The organism is Mesorhizobium sp. M0077 (genome assembly GCF_040322955.1).
Taxonomy (GTDB): Bacteria; Pseudomonadota; Alphaproteobacteria; order Rhizobiales; family Rhizobiaceae; genus Mesorhizobium.
This window is the reverse complement of record NZ_JAMYUL010000007.1, coordinates 172,083-188,755: the sequence shown is the minus strand read 5'-3', so window position 1 is coordinate 188,755 and position 16,673 is coordinate 172,083. Positions and strand designations below refer to the sequence as shown.

Genomic DNA, 16,673 nt, shown 5'->3' with positions numbered 1-16,673 from the left:
CGGGCAGTTAAGGCAAGGGCCGGCAGAACAACATGCGCAACCGGATCGTTCTCGGCATCATCAGCCTGTGCCTTGGCGTGCTGGTGTTCTCGCTCCAGGACCCGCTGGTCAAGGCGGTGTCGGCCGGCTATCCCGTGACCGAGGTGATGTGGATCCGCTCGATCGTCGCTTTGCCGATCCTGGTCGTTCTCGTTCGCGCCGATGTCGGCCTGCGGGCCATTGTCTCGAAGCGGTTCGGCCTGCTGACGATACGCGCCTTCATCCAGTTCTCCTCCTATACGGTCTACTATCTGGCGATCGCTGCCTTGCCGCTCGCCGACGCGGTGGCGCTCTATTTCATGGCGCCCCTGTTCATCATGGCGATAGCCGGACCCTATCTCGGCGAGCGGGTATCCTGGCAGGCTCTCGCCACCGTGCTGATCGGCATGCTGGGCGTGGTCGTGATGCTGCGCCCGGGCGCCGGCCTGTTCGACTGGGCGGCGCTGCTTTCGTTGGGCTCGGCTTTGCTCTACGGCTTTTCACAGCTGATGGCGCGCAAGATCGGCGACACCGAATCCTCCACCGTCATGGCCTTCTACCAGAACGGCGCCTATCTGGTCGGCGCCGCTGCGGTTGCCGGCACATTCTGGCTTGCCGGCATAACCCATGCTGTCCACCCCAGCCTCGAATTCCTGGTGCGGCCGTGGGTCTGGCCGACGACCCCGGATTTCCTCAAGATGGCGGCCTGCGGCTTCGTCGCTTCGGCCGGCATGATTCTGCTGTCGCAGGCCTACAGGCTGGCGCCCGCCAACCGCGTCGCCACCTTCGAATACACCGGCATCATCTGGTCGCCGCTGTGGGGCTTCCTGTTCTTCGACGAGGTGCCGCGCTCGACCACTGCCATCGGTGCGGCGCTGATCATCGGCGCCGGTCTGCTGGCGCTCAACACCGAACGGCGCCGGAGCGCTGCGCCTGTCCTCGCCGCGTCTCAGGATGCCGCCTGAAGCGTGTCAGGCGAAGCAGGCGAGCGCCTGGTCGACCCGCGAGCGGATTTCGGCCAGCGTGAAAGGCTTTTGCACGACGTCGATAACGATGCCGTTCAATTCCTCGGCGCGCTCGCGCTGGTCGGCATAGCCGGTCATCAGCAGGATCTTCATGTCAGGGAAAAGCCTGGCTGCGGCGATCGCCATCTCGATGCCGTCCATTTCCGGCATGCGGATATCGGAGACGACGAGGTCGTAGCCGCCGCCTGCAGCACTGACCATCGCCAGCCCCTGCGCGCCGTCGGCGGCGATATCGATCGAGTGCCCGGCGCGTTCGAGCGCGCGGGCGGCGAGGGTGCGGACGGACTCATCGTCCTCGACGATCAGAAGCTTTGCCATGGGCCGGAATTTGGCGGGCAAAAGTTGACTTTTTCTGAAAAATTTGAAGCGTCGGGGGCCTTTTCTCAGGCATCGCCTTTGACGACACCGACAAACGGCAGTTCGCGAAAAGCGTGAGCGACGTCCATGCCGTAGCCGACGACGAAGTAATCGGGACAGTCGAAGCCGACATAGTCGGCGTTCAGCTCGGTCTGGCGGCGCATGCGCTTGTCCAACAGCACCGCGATGGCGCAGCTTTTGGCGCCGCGCGACAGCATCAGGTTGCGGGTGAAGGAGAGCGTCTTGCCCGACTCCAGGATATCGTCGATCAGCAGCACGTCGCGGCCGGCGACCTCATTGTCGATGTCGCGCAGCACCCTCACCTCGCCGCTGGTGGTGCCGGCGCCATAGCTGGAAATGAAGATGAACTCGACCTCGGGCGACAGCCCGACATCGTGCATGGCGCGGATCAAATCGGCGGCGAAGATGAACGAGCCCTTCAGCACCGAAATCACCAGCAGGTCGTGATAGTCGTGCTCGGCGATCTCCTTGGCGAGTTCGAGATTGCGCCGCGCGATCGCGGACGCCGAAAACAGGACCTCGATGTCCTTGCCGCGCACAACTGGCATCAACAACCTTTCCAGAGAACCGACTAGCCGGCGAAGGTGACCGCCACGGCCTTGACGCCGTTTCTAGGCACATCGAGGCGGCTGGAAAAGCCGAATCTTTCGCCGGGCGCCAGAGAACGGTTGGATGTCCCCAGAGTATAACGGGTGATGCGGCTGTCATTGCCGGTGACACGTATCTCCAGCGGCGGCAATTGTCCCGCCTTCAAACCGTCATTGACGGCCTCGCCATCCACGAACAGCACCGGGGCGGGTCCCGAGGCGTCGACACGCGACGTGACGCCGGCAATGCTGAGTACGGCGCCCTCCGGCTGTTCGACTGACCAGAACGGCGTCTGGCGCACCAGCGCATGGCCACCCGAGACCCAGAAGGCGGCAAGCGCCGCACCGATGCCGGCAATCCAGAAGATCGGCCCGCCACGCGATGCCGGCCGCCCGGCTGACGCATCTGATTTGCGCAGCATCTCCATGCCTTCCATCGACGGCGTCGCGATGTCGCGCGCCGGCGTCGGCATGGCTTCTACCCTTGGGATCGGCTGCGGCAGCACCTCATAATCCGCATCGACAATGTCGGTCGCCACAGGACGCGATTCCGGTGCGACACTTGTCCCGGTCATGATTTCGCCGGAAACCGGGCGCGCGGTTCGTTGCTCAGCCATCATGGCCCCGCTGTTGCCTGTTCGTTTCTTTTGCGTAAATGGAAATGGTTAACGCTTCCCACCGGAACCCTTGTGACGCACTCAAGAACAGCGAAAATTAACCGACGGTTAACCATGGCGGCCGATGGTCGTCGGACAGAAAGGGCTGGCACGCCGCCGCCCTCAGGTCGTCGCACGTGATCCGCTTCGAAAATGTCGGCCTCCGCTATGGCATGGGTCCGGAAATCCTCCGCGACATCTCCCTGCACATTCCGGAGAGCTCCTTCCAGTTCCTGAGCGGGCCCTCCGGCGCCGGCAAGACGACGCTGCTGCGCCTTCTGTTCATGTCGCTGAAGCCGACACGCGGGCTGATCACCATCTTCGGCAAGGACCGCTCGCGCATCTCGCGCGCTGAACTGCCGCATCTCAGGCGCCGCATCGGCGTGGTGTTCCAGGATTTCCGCCTGCTCGACCACATGACCACCTATGAGAATGTCGCTCTGCCGCTGCGCGTGCGCGGCCGCGAGGAAGCGAGCTACCGCACCGACGTCACCGAACTTTTGAAATGGGTTGGCCTGGGCGAGCGCATGCATGTGCTGCCGCCGGTCCTTTCGGGTGGCGAAAAGCAGCGCGCGGCAATCGCCCGGGCCTTGATCGAACAGCCCGAAATCCTGCTTGCCGACGAGCCGACCGGCAATGTCGACCCGCCACTGGCACGCCGGCTGCTCAGGCTGTTCATCGAGCTCAACCGGCTCGGCACCGCGGTGGTGATCGCCACTCACGATCTCGGCCTGATGGAACAGGTCGACGCGCGCCGCATGATCCTGGCCGGCGGAAGGCTGGATATTTATGACTGAAGTATCGGCCGAACAGCTGCATGGAGACGCCGCCGAGCGCGCGACGACGACGCAGCGCATCCAGCGCCGCATGGCGCCGATCGTGCCGGCGCAGAATATTGCCGGCCGCGCCTTGGTGCTGGTCATCGCCATCATGACCTTCCTGTCCTGCCTGACTTTCGGCGCCGTCACGCTGGTGCGCGACACTGCCTCGGTCTGGGAAAACCAGATCTCGCGCGAGGCGACGATTCAGATCAAGCCGGTCGACGGCCTCGACATGGAGGCAGCCCTTGCCCAGGCCTCGCAGATCGTCGGCGAATTCCCCGGCGTGAAGGAAACCCGGATCATCGATCGCGACGCCACCGCGCGTCTGTTGGAGCCATGGCTGGGTTCGGGCCTGAATATCGACGAATTGCCGGTGCCGCGCCTGATCATCGTCACCATCGACGAGACCAGTCCGCCCGACTTTAGCGCCATCCGTGCGGCGCTCACGCCCAAGCTGCCGAGTGCTTCGCTCGACGATCACCGTACTTGGGTCGACCGGCTGGTCGCCATGGCCCGCACCACGGTCACCATCGGCATCGCCGTGCTGGTCCTGATGCTGTCGGCGACGGTGCTGACCGTAGTGTTTGCGACGCGCGGCGCTATGGCGGGTAACGGCCATATCATCGAAGTGCTGCATTTCGTCGGCGCCGAGGCGCGCTTCATCGCGCGCGAATTCCGCTGGCATTTCCTGGTCACCGGGATGAAGGGCGCGGCCGCCGGCGGCGCAGCCGCGATCCTGGTTTTCATCGTCTTTTCCTGGTGGTCGTCGCGCAACATGGCAACGCCGCAGGCCGACCAGGCCACCGCTTTGTTCGGCAATTTCGCCATCGGATCGGCAGGCTATCTCGGCGTCGGCCTGATGGTGCTGGTGATCGGCGGACTGACGGCGGCGACCTCGCACGCCACCGTGGTCGCCTATCTCAGCGACATCGATGTCCGCCAGCCGGATGCGGGGTGAACCGTGAGGGCAGAAGCGAAAACAGTTGGGGGGAAGGACAGGAATGGAAGGGACGATCACGGATCGAAAACCGACGTAACGCAATGTGCGCTTTTTTCCTTACCAAAAAGGCATTTCAGGATTAACCATAGGATGATGAACGCGCGGGAGTCGACCGGAACGGCTGGACAGATGCCAGTGGTGCGTTCGCGTGTGCGCACCGGGCTGGGCCGTTTGCGCACCGCCCTGCGTCTCGCCTCCCTCTGTCTACTGCTGCTGGTGGCCCTGTTTGCCGGTGGCTTCGGCTGGTTCGCCAGCAAGGTCAGCCACATGACGACCCCGGCCAACCCGGCCAAGGCCGATGCGATCATCGTCTTGACCGGCGGTCAGGCCCGCCTCGACGCAGCACTCGATCTGCTTGCCTCCGGCAAGGGCGAGCGGCTGCTGATCTCAGGCGTGCATCCCTCTGCCAGCCGCCGCCAATTGCAGGCTGCTACCGGCGGCGACAAGGCGCTGTTTTCCTGCTGTGTCGACATCGACCGCGCCGCGCTCGACACGATCGGCAATGCCGAGGAAAGCGCTAAATGGGTGGAGAGCCACGCCTATGGCAGCGTCATCCTCGTCACCAACAATTACCACATGCCGCGCAGCCTGCTCGAGATGGGCCGCCTGCTGCATGGCGCCAGGCTTGAACCCTATCCGGTGGTCAACACCAATCTGGACAATGGCGACTGGCTGACCAAGCCGGAAGCGCTACGCGTGCTTCTGACCGAATACAGCAAATACCTGCTGGCGCTGGCGCGCGGCGTCGTCCCGGTCCGCCAGACCGCCGACAGCGTCGCTCTGGCCGAGGTTTCGACCGCCAAGGACTAAAGCAATTCCAGGAAAAGTGTGTAGCGGTTTTCCCGGGAAAAACACGTACGCTTTCCCTTGGGAATTGCGTCCAAACAGACGATTCTGACGGCGCTCGATTACCCCTTGGCCGTGCCGTCTTCCGCGCCACGCAGCCGCGCAATCTCCTGTTCGAGGCGTTCGATCCGCTTGTCGCGTTCGGCGAGTGCGGCCGCGACATCGGCGGCCTCGAATCGCTGCGGAATGTGTTGCGGGCAATTGGCATCCCAGGCCGAGACGGTGAACAGGATGACCTGCTCGGGGCGCGCCTTGTAGTCCTGCGGCATCAGCCTTGCCAGAAGCTCGGCATCGTCCTCGACGACCCGCGCCGTGCCCCAGATCTTGACGCGCTGGCGATGCGCATAGTCGATCAGGAACAGGAATGCCTGGTTGTTGTCGGCGAGATTCCCCTGCGTGATGAACTGCCTGTTCCCGGAGAAATCGGCAAAGCCGATGGTCTTCTCGTCCAGCACCTTGAGGAAGCCGGCTGGCCCGCCGCGATGCTGGATATAGGGCTGACCCTCGCCATTTGCCGTCGACAGGAAGACGCTGGTCTGCGCCGCGATGAAGTCGGCGAGGTCGGGCGTCATATGGGCGCGCCATCCGCCGCGCTCCTCGGCGCTGGCATAGCCCTTGCGCGAACCTTTGCGGGTCTGGATCGCCTTGACCGTCGGCGTGAAGGCGACATCGCTGGTGAAAGTATGAGCATTCATGGAAGCCTCCGCGAGGCCGAAACACGGCCATTGTACGCGAAGAGGTAGGTCCTTCCATGTTTTGGATGTAGATGGCATAGTTGCAAGCTATCTTTCCAATTTCCGGAAGAAACTATGGATCGTCTCGAAGCCATGTCGCTGTTCGTCGCCGCGGTGGAAGCGGGCAGCCTTTCCGCTGCCGGCCGCCATTTCGGCATTCCACTGGCAACGGTCAGCCGCAAGGTTTCCGACCTCGAGAAGCACCTTCAGGCGCGCCTGCTGAACCGTTCGACCCGGCAGCTCACGCTGACCGATGCCGGCCAGGCCTATCTCGCCGCCTGCCGCCGCATCCTCGGCGAGGTCGGCGAAGCCGAACGCACCGCTGCCGGCGAATACAGCACGCCGACCGGCGACCTGTTCATCACCGCGCCGGTCGTCTTTGGTCGCCTGCACGTGCTGCCTGTCGTCACCGAATTCCTGGCGGCTTATCCTCAAGTCAACATTCGCCTGACGCTGGCTGACCGGATAACCCAACTGGCGGAGGAACATCTCGACCTTGCCATCCGCATCGGCGAGCTTGCGCCTTCGAGCCTCATTGCCATCCGCGTCGGCGCGATCCGTCGCGTCGTGTGCGCCAGCCCCGCCTATATCGCCGCGCATGGCATGCCGCGGACGCCGGACGATCTGGCCGCGCATGAATGCATCAGTTTCGAAGGGCCTGCAGCGCTCGCCAGTTGGAGCTTTGCCGGCGACAAGGGCGAACTGATCGTGCCGATCCGCTCACGGCTGCGCGTCAACACGGCGGAAGCTGCAATCGATGCCGCGATTGCAGGCGCCGGGATGACGCGGGTGCTCTCCTACCAGATCGCGGACGCAGTACGTTCCGGCGTGCTCGTCCCGGTCTTGCGACCCTTCGAGCCGCAGCCGTGGCCGGTGAGCCTCGTCCATGCCGGCCAAGGCCTGCTGGCGGTGAAACTCAGGGCGTTCCTCGATTTCGCCGCTCCGCGGCTGAAGCAGCGGCTATTGCAGGCGACGTGGTGAGTTGAGACTGGCTTGAGTCAGTGGCGAGCCGGCCTATGTCAGGCCATTGCGGCGTTTCCTTTTTGCCCGCGCTTGGTGTAACCAACGCACACCTCCTCAACGGGCCCTTCCCCGCATGCTCTATATCCGCTCGCTGGCGTTCAACTTCGTCTTCTATGTCAATCTGATCGTCCAGATGGTCCTCTGGACCCCTTACTACTTCCTCTCGCCACGCCATCGCGCCTGGTTCGTGCCTAAATTCTGGTCGCGCACCAGCCTGTGGCTCTACGACAAGATCGCCGGCACCAGGAGCGACATCACCGGCGTCGAAAACCTGCCCGAGGGCTCTTTCATCCTGGCGCCGAAACACCAGTCGTTTTGGGACGCGATCGCTTTCTTTCCGTTTTTACACGACCCGCTTTATATCCTGAAGCGCGAGCTGACCTGGATTCCCTTCTTCGGCTGGTACATCCTGAAGATGCGGATGATCCCGGTTCACCGCGGCAGCCGCTCCAAGGCGTTGAAGCAGGTCGTAGCATCGACAAAGCAGGAGATGGGGCGCAATCCGCGCCAGCTGATTATCTACCCCGAAGGCACGCGCCGAGCGCCAGGCGACGAGCCGGCTTACAAATACGGCATTGTCGAGCTCTATACGCAGCTTGGCGTCCCGGTGGTACCGGTCGCCCATGTCGCCGGCCTCTATTGGCCTCGCCGTAAATTCTTGCGCTTTCCCGGCACCATCAAGGCCCGCTTCCTGCCGCCGATTCCGCCCGGGCTCGGCAAGGACGAATTCATGGACCGGCTGATCGGCGATACGGAAGTCGCCTGCGACCAGCTGCTGATCGAGGCATCGCAGGCTCCTAACCCGCCGCAAATGCCGCCGACGGCGGTCAAGCGGCTGGCCGAACTCGCCGCGGCCGCCAAAGCAATTCCAGGAAAAGTGTGAGCGGTTTTTTCCGTCCTGAATTGCGCCAAAACAAGAAAGACCAAAGCTTGATCTCTTCTGCGGGTCGGCTCAAGGCCACGCCGCCAGCGCCGTGGTCAGCACCAGCGTCGCCGCGAAGGCCAGATTGATGATCCGCGACGCCAGCGGCTGGCGCAGGGTGCGGGCGAAGGCCGCGCCGGCCAGCAGCCACAGCACATGGATGGCTACGATCATCAGGTGAGAACCGCCAGCCTGGCCGGGATGCCGAGAGCATCGGCGCCGGCTGCGGTCGCGGAGCCAGCAAGGACCGCAGCAATCGCCACATAGGCTTTCGGGTTGGCAACGGCGAGCAGTAAGCCGCCGAGGAAGGTCGGCAGAACCGCGCTGCTGTCACGCGCGGCCAGCGGCGGCGCTGTCGCTATTCTATAGGCGAGGTAGAGAATATAGGCGGCGGAAGCCACCGCCAGCACTGGCGCTACGCCCGGCATCGAGGTGAGGATAGCCTTGATGCCGGTGGCCACCACCAGCAGCACCGCGACCGTGCCTAAAATCATCCCCGATGTGTAGTGAAGCGAATTGCGCAGGCCGAAGGCGGCCCCTATCGCCGTGACGCTGATCGTCGCCGGGCCAGGACTGCCCATGACGACGGTTGCCGCCAGCACCAGCGCCAGCAATTGCTGCCAGGGCTGCGCCTGCGAAAGAATGTCTGCGGCCATGCTGCCTCTTCTCCACAATAATGGAGAACAGTGTGGCAAGGCGGACAGCCGGCGTCTTGAACGATCGTGCCGAACCTGCGCGGCTAGGCGCTGGCCTTGTCCAGCGCCACGAGATCCTCCGCGCTGAGCTTCAGCGATGCGGCGCGCACCAGGCTGTCGACCTGGTCCAGCGTCGTGGCGCTGGCGATCGGCGCAGTGATGCCGGGCTGCGCCATCACCCAGGCGAGTGCTACTTCCGCCTGCTTGGCCGAATGGCGCGCCGCCACAGTGTCGAGTGCGGCCAGAATGCGCATGCCGCGCGCATTGAGATAAGCCTTCACGCCGCCGCCGCGTTCACTTTTGCCGAGATCGGCCTCGCTACGGTATTTGCCGCTCAAAAACCCCTTGGCGAGACTGAAATAGGTGATGACGCCGATATCCTCGGCCACGCACAGATCATGCAGCGGCCCGTCGAAGGATGAGCGGTCGTAGAGATTGTATTCCGGCTGCAGCACGCTGTAGCGCGGCAGCCCGCGCAGGCTGGCAACATCGAGCGCGGCGCGCAGCTGGCCGGCGTCAAGATTCGAGGCGCCGATATGGCGGACCTTGCCGGCAGCGAGCAGCTTCTGGTAGGCGCCGAGCGTCTCCTCATAAGGGGTTGTCGGGTCCGGCCAATGCGAGAGATAAAGGTCGATCACGTCGGTCTGCAGTCGCTTGAGCGACGCCTCGACTGCCCTTTCGATATGGGCAGCGGACAGATCCTTCTTGCCTTGTCCCATATCCGAGCCGACTTTGGTGATGACGATGATCTTGTCACGGTTGCCGCGGCTTTTCATCCATTTGCCGATGATGGTCTCGGACTCGCCGCCCGCGTGGCCGGGCACCCAGCGCGAATAGGCATCGGCCGTATCGATAGCGTTGAGGCCGGCGCCGCCGAACCGGTCGAGCAGGTCGAAGGAGGTCTTCTCGTCCGCGGTCCAGCCGAAGACATTGCCGCCCAGGACCAGCGGCGCGATGGAAAGGTCGGTTTGACCGAGACGGCGTTTTTGCAAGACGGGGCTCCGTGGGCTGGCGGCGGGCGACCCGAATGCTTCGGGCCGCAGCTAAGCTAGGTCTCGCCGCGCCGAGGTCAAAGGCCTCAGCCAATTTTTCCAGCGGGCCAGCGCTTCACAAAGGCGCGAGCGCTTCGCCTGCAGGCTCGCCGTGGTCTACTGGCTCACGAGGCGATCCGCTTCGCCACCTCTTCCAGCCAGTGGTCGCTGATACCCAGCGCCGCGAGATGCTGCAGCGTGTTGAGCACATAGTCCTCGTTGTTTCCGGACTGGCCGACGGCGCCACGGATAACACCTGCCGCATGCGCGGGGTCGAGCCCGCCGGCATACTGCTCATGCTGGCGGTGGACGATATAGGCGACCGCTTTCACTCTCTCTCCCGCGGCCGCCCCATTCCCGTCGAGGCTGATATCGAGCACACGCTCGAGGTAGACGCTGGTCACCAATTCGCGCTCGCGCAGATAGGTCAGCACCTCATCGCGCAGCTCGCCGGGCACGCGAAAGGCCAGCCCGATGCAGGAGCCGCCACGGTCGAGGCCTAGCACCAGGCCCGGCCGCTGGCGCGTGCCGCGATGCACGAAGGAATAGACGCACAGCGACCGGCGGTAGCCGTAAAGCCGCGCGCGGCGGGTCTCCACATGCGCAAATCCCGGCCGCCAGATCAGCGAGCCGTAGCCAAAAACCCAAAAATCGCCCATATCGCCAAGCCTGATTGCACGAGAGTGACGCCGCCGCATCGGAATCGGTGCTCTTCTGTTCTTTTTGCTTGTTGCGTAAGCCACAGTCCACCCGCAACACGCCCGCGTTAATGAAAGCCGCAGCATGACGTCAAGTGACGAGCGTCCGTCGAAGTTTCGCCGCCGGCTGATGTGGCTCGCTGCCTTGGTCGTTATGCTGTTCGGCGTCTACAGCGCGGTCTGGTTCTATGTCGCCGGTCGCGTCAGCAGCGAAGCCGACAAGGCGGTGGCCTCGCTCAAGGACAAAGGCATCGAGGCCGGCTGCGCCAACCTCACTGTCAGCGGCTACCCCCTGAGTTTTGCCATCTCCTGTGACAATCTGGCTTACGAGGACTACGCCAGGAACGTTGCCGCCTCGGCAGGCAGCTTCAACTTCGTTGCAGAGCTCATCCGGCCTTTGTCGCCTGCCGCCGAGTTGCGTGGGCCGCTGCGCACCTCGGTGCCGGGGATGGCGCCGCTATGGATCGACTGGGACAATCTGCAGGCCAATGCCAAGCTCTCCTGGCCCTTGCCACGCAGCATTTCGCTGCAGGCCGAGAGCTTGTCCGGCCAGACCGATCCGGCCGACGACACCGACCCGGTTTCACTGTTCAGCGCCGGAACCGCGGCGGGCGAGTTGCGACCCGACGGCCAGGACATCGGCTACGTCGGCAGCTTCACCGATCTTGAGATCGACGCCGACGCGATCGGCGGGCGCGTGCTGCCGCCGCTCGACGGCAGCGGCGACGCGACGCTGAAGAACGGCGTCGCGCTGATGAAGACGCAGGCCAGGAGCCTGCGCGGCCAGGCGGTCGACATCCACAAGCTCGATCTGTCGTCGGGAACCGCGCGCATCACCGTCTCCGGCCCGGTGTCGGTCGACGCCAACGGCCAGGTCAATGCCGACCTGACGATCAAGCTGCAGGATCCCAAAGCCGTGGCGGCAATCCTCGCCACCGCAATCCCCGAGCAGAAGAGCCAGATCGAGCAAGGCTTTGCCGGTCTGGCGCTGCTCGGCAACGAACCGTCGATGCCGCTCAAGGTGGTGAAGGGCAAGGTCTCGCTCGGCTTCATTCCGCTGGGCAAGATCAAGCCGCTCGATTAGAGCAATTCCAGGAAAAGTGTGAGCGGTTTTCCGTCCGGAATTGCGTTAAAACAAAGAGATAGAGCATGATCGCAAAGAGCGGGAACGGCTATTGGGGCGAGATCATGCTCGAGCAAGCCGACGCATGAACCGACCGGTGAAACTGCTGAGCGTTGGCGCGCTGACGCTGGATACCATCCTGCGCGTCGAAACCCTGCCCACGCATCAGGGCAAGTTCATCGCCTCGGACGGCATCCAGATCGCCTCGGGCATGGCGACAAGTGCTGCCTGCGCCGCCCGCCGTCTCGGCGCCGAGGTGTTCCTGTGGGCAAGTGCAGGTGACGATGCCGTCGGCGACCAATTGCTGGCCGGCATCGAGGCCGAGGGCGTCGATTGCCGCTTTGTCCGCCGCGTCGAAGGCGCCCGCTCGGCGCTGGCCGCGATCCTGGTCGACGCTCATGGCGAGCGCATCATCGTGCCCTTCTACGACCCAAAGGCGCAGGCCGACCCCGAGGCGGTGCCTGTCGCCGATCTTTCCGGCTTCGATGCCGTGCTGGTCGATGTGCGCTGGCCGGGCGCCGCCGCTCTTGCCTTGACCGCCGCGCGCAGCGCCGGCCGTCCCGCCATCCTCGACGCCGACACGGCGCCGGTTGAGGTGCTGGAGCGCCTGCTGCCGCTGGCATCGCACATCGTCGCTTCGGAGACGGCGGCACGCATCGTCTGCGGCCATGCGCTGGACCCCGAAACCGCCTGTGCCGACCTCGCCAGCCGCACCGATGCCTTCGTGGCGGTTACCGGCGGCGCCGCGGGAAGCTGGTGGCATGACCGGTCCGCCGGATGCGTGCGCCACATCGCGGCGCCGAAGATCAAGGCGATCGACACGCTTGCCGCCGGCGACGTCTTCCACGGCGCCTTTGCTGTCGCGTTGGCGGAAACCATGCCGATCGAGCAGGCGTTGCGCTTTGCCAGCGCGGCGGCCGCGCTCAAATGCCAGCGCTTCGGCGGCCGGCTGGGGGCGCCAAACAGGGACGAGGCAATGGCCATGGTCGCGGCGACCTGGCCCGTCTGAAACAGATTTAACTTTTCACCGGGTGCTCGACCGCCTGCCGGCCGAAATCCGGCACGTCGATATCCTGGCCGGCCTCGATGATCGAACGGCGAACGGCCCGGGTGCGGGTGAACAGGTCGAACAGCTTGTCGCCGTCGCCCCAGCGGATCGCCCGCTGCAGCGAGGCGAGGTCCTCCGAAAAGCGCGCCAGCATTTCCAGGATGGCATCCTTGTTGTGCAGGCACACGTCGCGCCACATGGTCGGGTCGGAGGCGGCCAGACGGGTGAAGTCGCGGAAACCGGAAGCCGAATATTTGATCACTTCCGACTTGGTCACCGATTCCAGATCGTCGGCCGTGCCGACGATGTTGTAGGCAATGATGTGCGGAAGATGCGAAACGATGGCCAGCGTCATGTCATGATGCTGCGGGTCCATCGTGTCGATGTTGGAGCCGCAGCGCCGCCAGAATTCCGACAGCTTTTCCAGCGCGGCCGGATCGGTTCCCGGCAGCGGCGTGAAGATGCACCAGCGGTTTTCGAACAGGTCGGCGAAACCCGCATCCGGGCCCGATTTCTCCGTACCTGCCAGCGGGTGCCCCGGAATAAAGTGCACGCCGTCCGGTACATAGGGCTGCATTTGCGCAATGACCGAGGCCTTGGTCGAACCGACATCGGTGAGGATGGCGCCCTTTTTCAGCGCCGCTGCGATCTCTTGCGCCACCTCGCCCGACGACCCCACTGGCACCGAGACGATGATCAGGTCGGCGTCGCGGACTGCTTCCCTGGCGTCGGTGGTGTAGCTCTCGCCAAGACCGAGCTCCTTCGCCCGCGCCAGCGTGGCCGGGCTGCGCGTCGCGATGGCGACATGGCGGGCCAGGCCCTCGCGGCGGATGATGCGGGCCAGCGACGAGCCGATCAGGCCGATGCCGACCAGCGCGATCTTTTCAAACATCGGTGCTGTCATTGTTTCAGCTTTTCAGGAATGTCGTGAGGGCATCGATGACGCCGCGATTTGCTTCTTCGGTGCCGACGCTCATGCGCAGCGCATTGGGAAAGCCATAGCCGGTAACGCGCCGCAATATATAGCCGCGCTGGGTGAGGTAATCGTCCGCCGCCTCAGCCGAATGCTTCTTGTCGTCGGGAAAGTGGATGAGGACGAAATTGCCGACGCTGGGCGTCACGCGCAGCCCAAGCTTCGTCAGTTCTTCATTCAGCCAGGTGAGCCAGGTCTCGTTGTGCAACGAACTGCGCTCGACATGGGCGCGGTCGCGGATGGCGGCAATGCCGGCCTCGATCGCTGTTGCGTTGACGTTGAAAGGGCCGCGGATGCGGTTGATGGCATCGACGATGTGCAGTGGGCCATACATCCAGCCGATGCGCGCGCCGCCAAGGCCGAGCTTGGAGAAGGTGCGGGTCATGACCACATTCTGCGCGCTGCCCGCCAGCTCGATACCTGCCTCATAGTCATTGCGCCTGACATACTCGGCATAGGCCGCGTCCAGCACCAGAAGCACGTTGCCTGGGAGCGCGGCATGCAGGCGGCGGACCTCCTGGAACGGCAGATAGGTGCCGGTCGGGTTGTTGGGATTGGCGAGGAAGATGATTTTGGTCCGCGGCGTCACCGCGGCCAGGATCGCGTCGACGTCGGCGCGCTCCTCGGTTTCCTTCACAGCAACCGGCTTGGCCCCCGCCGACTGAATGTAGATCTTGTAGACCATGAAGGCATGTTCGGTAAAAATCGCCTCATCGCCTGGCGCAAGATAGGTCTGCGCCAGCAGGCCAAGTATCTCGTCGGAACCGTTGGAGCAGATGATGTTTGCCGGGTTGAGGCCGTGCACCTCGGCGATCGCCTCGCGCAGCCGGCGGGCGGTGCCGTCGGGATAGACATCAAGCTTGCTGGCCACTTCGCGCGCGGCCTCGATCGCCTTCGGCGACGGGCCGAGCGGGTTCTCGTTCGACGACAATTTATGGACCTTGGCGACGCCGGCAGGTGCCGTGCTCTTGCCCGGTACATAGGCGTCGATGTCCATGATGCCCGCGCGGGGCGTCGGCCGTGCCTTGCCCGCTGTCTTGTCCATGTCGCAAATCCATCCAGAATGCCTCCGTCCGGAGGCCGCAGCGGAAATACAAGCCGTAGCCGCGAATGTCGAGAGGCGGGCATAGCTGGCCGTTGACGCCGGGCCGCACGAGTTCTAGAAGAACGCAACAGTTCCGTGGTGATTTGGCCGGTCGGCTTGCAGCCACGTTAAACAACTCGCTAAAGGGCCGTTTGCGTGACGTAACCGGCTTTGCGATCGCATTGCCGGTTTTTTATTGCCTGACGGCGGGCAAGGAGAGTCACATGGCCGCGCTCCGCGCTACAAAAACCAACAACGAGGCCGACAGCCCGTCGAGCCCGGTGTTGCGTTTTGGCCCTGACAAGCCGCTGAAGCTCGACGCCGGCACGCTTTTGTCGCCGTTCCAGATCGCCTACCAGACCTATGGCACCCTCAACGATGCCCGCACCAACGCCATCCTGGTCTGCCACGCGCTGACCGGCGACCAGCATGTCGCCAACACCAATCCGGTGACCGGCAAGCCCGGCTGGTGGGAAGTGCTGATCGGTCCCGGCAAGATCATCGACACCAACCGCTTCTTCGTCATCTGCTCCAACGTCATCGGCGGGTGCCTCGGCTCCACCGGTCCGGCCTCGACCAATCCCGCCACCGGCAAGCCCTACGGCCTCGACCTGCCAATCATCACCATCCGCGACATGGTGCGGGCGCAATTGATGCTGGTCGACCATTTCGGCATCGAAAAGCTGTTTTGCGTGCTCGGCGGCTCGATGGGCGGCATGCAGGTGCTGGAATGGGCATCGTGCTATTCCGAGCGCGTCTTCTCGGCCCTGCCGATCGCCACAGGCGCACGCCATTCCTCGCAGAACATCGCCTTCCACGAGGTCGGCCGGCAGGCCGTCATGGCCGATCCGGACTGGCATGGCGGCAAATATTTCGAGCACGGCAAGCGCCCGGAAAAGGGGCTCGCCGTGGCGCGCATGGCCGCCCACATCACCTATCTGTCGGAAGCCGCCCTGCATCGGAAATTCGGCCGCAATCTGCAGGACCGCGAAGCACTGACCTTCGGTTTCGACGCAGATTTCCAGATCGAAAGCTATCTGCGCCACCAGGGCATGACATTCGTCGACCGCTTCGACGCCAACTCCTACCTCTACATGACCCGTTCGATGGATTATTTCGACCTCGCCGCCGACCATGGCGGCCGGTTGGCAGATGCCTTTGCCGGGACCAAGACCCGCTTCTGCCTGGTGTCCTTCACCTCGGACTGGCTGTTCCCGACCGAGGAGAGCCGCTCGATCGTGCATGCGCTCAACGCCGCCGGCGCCTCCGTCTCCTTCGTCGAGATCGACACCGACCGCGGCCATGATGCCTTCCTGCTCGATGAACCCGAACTGTTTGCCGCCATCAAGGGCTTCATCGGCTCGGCGGCCCGCGCAAGGGGGCTCGCCTCATGAGCGTCAATGGCAGCCAGCGCGTCGACCTCGAAGTCGTGGCCAACCTGATACCGCCGCAGTCGCGGGTGCTCGATGTCGGCTCCGGCGACGGCCTGCTGCTCGAACTCCTGCAGGAGACCAAGCAGGTCGACGGCCGCGGGCTGGAGCTGTCGCAGCGCGGCGTCAATGAATGCGTGGCGCGCGGTCTCTCGGTCATCCAGGGCGATGCCGATACCGACCTCGAATTCTATCCGGACAAGGGTTTTGACTTCGTCGTCCTGTCTCAGACGCTGCAGGCGACCCGCAACCCGAAGCTGGTGCTCGACGAGCTGCTGCGAATCGGCAACCGCGCCATCGTCTCCTTCCCCAATTTCGGCCACTGGCGGGTGCGGCTGTCGCTGTTCGTCAATGGCCGGATGCCGGTGACCGCGGACCTGCCCTATTCCTGGTACGACACGCCCAACATCCATTTCTGCACCATCCGCGACTTCGTCAATCTGGTCGAGGAACTCGGCGCTTCGGTCGAGAAAGCCACCGCGCTCGACGGCAACGGCCAGAAGATCGGCCTGTCGATGCCATGGTGGTTCTGGAATTTCTTCGGCCAGCAAGCGGTGTTCTTGCTGAAGCGGTAGTTTGCC

At 64.0% G+C, this 16,673-nt stretch carries 18 protein-coding genes, 1 pseudogene and 1 riboswitch; of the genes and pseudogenes, 10 read left to right on the top strand and 9 right to left on the bottom strand.

What is annotated here, in order from left to right; all coding sequences use genetic code 11:
* Positions 1-32 precede the first annotated feature (32 nt).
* The gene (locus NKJ57_RS16485) at positions 33-983 is read left to right on the top strand and encodes a DMT family transporter (RefSeq protein ID WP_023750539.1); all 951 of its coding nucleotides are present in this window, start codon (positions 33-35) and stop codon (positions 981-983) included.
* A 6-nt stretch (positions 984-989) separates the two neighbouring features.
* On the opposite strand, the gene NKJ57_RS16480 is transcribed toward NKJ57_RS16485, so the two are convergent.
* The 3 genes from NKJ57_RS16480 to NKJ57_RS16470 form a co-directional block, all read right to left on the bottom strand.
* Positions 990-1,361, bottom strand: a complete 372-nt coding sequence (locus tag NKJ57_RS16480) for a response regulator (protein WP_023686708.1) — start codon at positions 1,359-1,361, stop codon at positions 990-992.
* A 65-nt stretch (positions 1,362-1,426) separates the two neighbouring features.
* On the bottom strand, positions 1,427-1,969 hold the full coding sequence (hpt, locus tag NKJ57_RS16475) for a hypoxanthine phosphoribosyltransferase (RefSeq protein WP_023673315.1): 543 nt from the start codon (positions 1,967-1,969) through the stop codon (positions 1,427-1,429).
* A gap of 23 nt (positions 1,970-1,992) precedes the next feature.
* A complete protein-coding gene (locus NKJ57_RS16470; protein WP_352511817.1) occupies positions 1,993-2,628 on the bottom strand; it encodes a hypothetical protein in 636 nt (211 codons plus the stop codon).
* Between the two features lie 173 nt (positions 2,629-2,801).
* Between NKJ57_RS16470 and ftsE the strand changes: the two genes are divergently transcribed.
* The 3 genes from ftsE (at position 2,802) to NKJ57_RS16455 (ending at position 5,295) form a co-directional block, all read left to right on the top strand.
* Positions 2,802-3,461, top strand: a complete 660-nt coding sequence (ftsE, locus tag NKJ57_RS16465; RefSeq protein ID WP_023685344.1) for a cell division ATP-binding protein FtsE — start codon at positions 2,802-2,804, stop codon at positions 3,459-3,461.
* Positions 3,454-4,443, top strand: coding sequence for a cell division protein FtsX (locus NKJ57_RS16460; protein ID WP_023742887.1), 990 nt, complete (start codon positions 3,454-3,456; stop codon positions 4,441-4,443). The genes ftsE and NKJ57_RS16460 overlap by 8 nt, the downstream gene beginning before the upstream one ends.
* 132 nt (positions 4,444-4,575) lie before the next feature.
* Positions 4,576-5,295, top strand: coding sequence for a YdcF family protein (locus NKJ57_RS16455; protein WP_502902043.1), 720 nt, complete (start codon positions 4,576-4,578; stop codon positions 5,293-5,295).
* A gap of 98 nt (positions 5,296-5,393) precedes the next feature.
* On the opposite strand, the gene NKJ57_RS16450 is transcribed toward NKJ57_RS16455, so the two are convergent.
* Positions 5,394-6,026, bottom strand: coding sequence for a pyridoxamine 5'-phosphate oxidase family protein (locus tag NKJ57_RS16450; RefSeq protein WP_352511819.1), 633 nt, complete (start codon positions 6,024-6,026; stop codon positions 5,394-5,396).
* A gap of 114 nt (positions 6,027-6,140) precedes the next feature.
* On the opposite strand from NKJ57_RS16450, the gene NKJ57_RS16445 reads away from it, so the two are divergent.
* Together NKJ57_RS16445 and NKJ57_RS16440 are read left to right on the top strand one after the other, a co-directional pair.
* A complete protein-coding gene (locus NKJ57_RS16445) occupies positions 6,141-7,046 on the top strand; it encodes a LysR family transcriptional regulator (RefSeq protein WP_023742890.1) in 906 nt (301 codons plus the stop codon).
* A 115-nt stretch (positions 7,047-7,161) separates the two neighbouring features.
* Positions 7,162-7,971 (top strand): lysophospholipid acyltransferase family protein, encoded by an 810-nt coding sequence (locus NKJ57_RS16440; protein WP_023742891.1) that lies wholly within the window; start codon positions 7,162-7,164, stop codon positions 7,969-7,971.
* A 69-nt stretch (positions 7,972-8,040) separates the two neighbouring features.
* Here NKJ57_RS16440 and NKJ57_RS16430 read toward each other — a convergent pair.
* From NKJ57_RS16430 to NKJ57_RS16420, 3 genes and pseudogenes are all read right to left on the bottom strand, one after another.
* A pseudogene (locus NKJ57_RS16430) lies at positions 8,041-8,666 on the bottom strand (LysE family translocator).
* Between the two features lie 83 nt (positions 8,667-8,749).
* A complete protein-coding gene (locus NKJ57_RS16425) occupies positions 8,750-9,697 on the bottom strand; it encodes an aldo/keto reductase (protein ID WP_023701390.1) in 948 nt (315 codons plus the stop codon).
* 164 nt (positions 9,698-9,861) lie between these two features.
* Positions 9,862-10,395, bottom strand: coding sequence for a gamma-glutamylcyclotransferase (locus NKJ57_RS16420; protein WP_023742892.1), 534 nt, complete (start codon positions 10,393-10,395; stop codon positions 9,862-9,864).
* 124 nt (positions 10,396-10,519) lie between these two features.
* Here NKJ57_RS16420 and NKJ57_RS16415 point away from each other — a divergent pair, with 124 nt between their 5' ends.
* Both NKJ57_RS16415 and NKJ57_RS16410 read left to right on the top strand, forming a co-directional pair.
* Positions 10,520-11,518 (top strand): DUF2125 domain-containing protein, encoded by a 999-nt coding sequence (locus NKJ57_RS16415; protein WP_352511821.1) that lies wholly within the window; start codon positions 10,520-10,522, stop codon positions 11,516-11,518.
* Positions 11,519-11,642: 124 nt separating this feature from the next.
* Positions 11,643-12,566, top strand: a complete 924-nt coding sequence (locus NKJ57_RS16410; RefSeq protein WP_023742894.1) for a sugar kinase — start codon at positions 11,643-11,645, stop codon at positions 12,564-12,566.
* Positions 12,567-12,573: 7 nt separating this feature from the next.
* Here NKJ57_RS16410 and NKJ57_RS16405 read toward each other — a convergent pair whose 3' ends face one another.
* Together NKJ57_RS16405 and hisC are read right to left on the bottom strand one after the other, a co-directional pair.
* Positions 12,574-13,509 (bottom strand): prephenate/arogenate dehydrogenase family protein, encoded by a 936-nt coding sequence (locus NKJ57_RS16405; RefSeq protein ID WP_352511822.1) that lies wholly within the window; start codon positions 13,507-13,509, stop codon positions 12,574-12,576.
* A 4-nt stretch (positions 13,510-13,513) separates the two neighbouring features.
* Positions 13,514-14,623 (bottom strand): histidinol-phosphate transaminase, encoded by a 1,110-nt coding sequence (gene hisC / locus NKJ57_RS16400; RefSeq protein WP_023742896.1) that lies wholly within the window; start codon positions 14,621-14,623, stop codon positions 13,514-13,516.
* 125 nt (positions 14,624-14,748) lie between these two features.
* A riboswitch (SAM riboswitch) is annotated at positions 14,749-14,826 on the top strand.
* A 60-nt stretch (positions 14,827-14,886) separates the two neighbouring features.
* Here hisC and metX point away from each other — a divergent pair.
* On the top strand, positions 14,887-16,056 hold the full coding sequence (gene metX, locus NKJ57_RS16395) for a homoserine O-acetyltransferase MetX (protein WP_023742897.1): 1,170 nt from the start codon (positions 14,887-14,889) through the stop codon (positions 16,054-16,056).
* On the top strand, positions 16,053-16,667 hold the full coding sequence (gene metW, locus NKJ57_RS16390) for a methionine biosynthesis protein MetW (RefSeq protein WP_023673299.1): 615 nt from the start codon (positions 16,053-16,055) through the stop codon (positions 16,665-16,667). The genes metX and metW overlap by 4 nt, the downstream gene beginning before the upstream one ends.
* Positions 16,668-16,673 lie beyond the last annotated feature (6 nt).

Bases quoted from the DNA above. Each gene is read 5' to 3' on its own strand.
- NKJ57_RS16485 (WP_023750539.1), top strand. From the start codon at position 33: ATGCGCAACCGGATCGTTCTCGGCATCATCAGCCTGTGCCTTGGCGTG.
- NKJ57_RS16480 (WP_023686708.1), bottom strand. From the start codon at position 1,361: ATGGCAAAGCTTCTGATCGTCGAGGACGATGAGTCCGTCCGCACCCTC.
- hpt (WP_023673315.1), bottom strand. From the start codon at position 1,969: ATGCCAGTTGTGCGCGGCAAGGACATCGAGGTCCTGTTTTCGGCGTCC.
- NKJ57_RS16470 (WP_352511817.1), bottom strand. From the start codon at position 2,628: ATGATGGCTGAGCAACGAACCGCGCGCCCGGTTTCCGGCGAAATCATG.
- NKJ57_RS16460 (WP_023742887.1), top strand. From the start codon at position 3,454: ATGACTGAAGTATCGGCCGAACAGCTGCATGGAGACGCCGCCGAGCGC.
- NKJ57_RS16455 (WP_502902043.1), top strand. From the start codon at position 4,576: ATGATGAACGCGCGGGAGTCGACCGGAACGGCTGGACAGATGCCAGTG.
- NKJ57_RS16450 (WP_352511819.1), bottom strand. From the start codon at position 6,026: ATGAATGCTCATACTTTCACCAGCGATGTCGCCTTCACGCCGACGGTC.
- NKJ57_RS16445 (WP_023742890.1), top strand. From the start codon at position 6,141: ATGGATCGTCTCGAAGCCATGTCGCTGTTCGTCGCCGCGGTGGAAGCG.
- NKJ57_RS16440 (WP_023742891.1), top strand. From the start codon at position 7,162: ATGCTCTATATCCGCTCGCTGGCGTTCAACTTCGTCTTCTATGTCAAT.
- NKJ57_RS16420 (WP_023742892.1), bottom strand. From the start codon at position 10,395: ATGGGCGATTTTTGGGTTTTTGGCTACGGCTCGCTGATCTGGCGGCCG.
- NKJ57_RS16415 (WP_352511821.1), top strand. From the start codon at position 10,520: ATGACGTCAAGTGACGAGCGTCCGTCGAAGTTTCGCCGCCGGCTGATG.
- NKJ57_RS16410 (WP_023742894.1), top strand. From the start codon at position 11,643: ATGAACCGACCGGTGAAACTGCTGAGCGTTGGCGCGCTGACGCTGGAT.
- NKJ57_RS16405 (WP_352511822.1), bottom strand. From the start codon at position 13,509: ATGACAGCACCGATGTTTGAAAAGATCGCGCTGGTCGGCATCGGCCTG.
- hisC (WP_023742896.1), bottom strand. From the start codon at position 14,623: ATGGACAAGACAGCGGGCAAGGCACGGCCGACGCCCCGCGCGGGCATC.
- metX (WP_023742897.1), top strand. From the start codon at position 14,887: ATGGCCGCGCTCCGCGCTACAAAAACCAACAACGAGGCCGACAGCCCG.
- metW (WP_023673299.1), top strand. From the start codon at position 16,053: ATGAGCGTCAATGGCAGCCAGCGCGTCGACCTCGAAGTCGTGGCCAAC.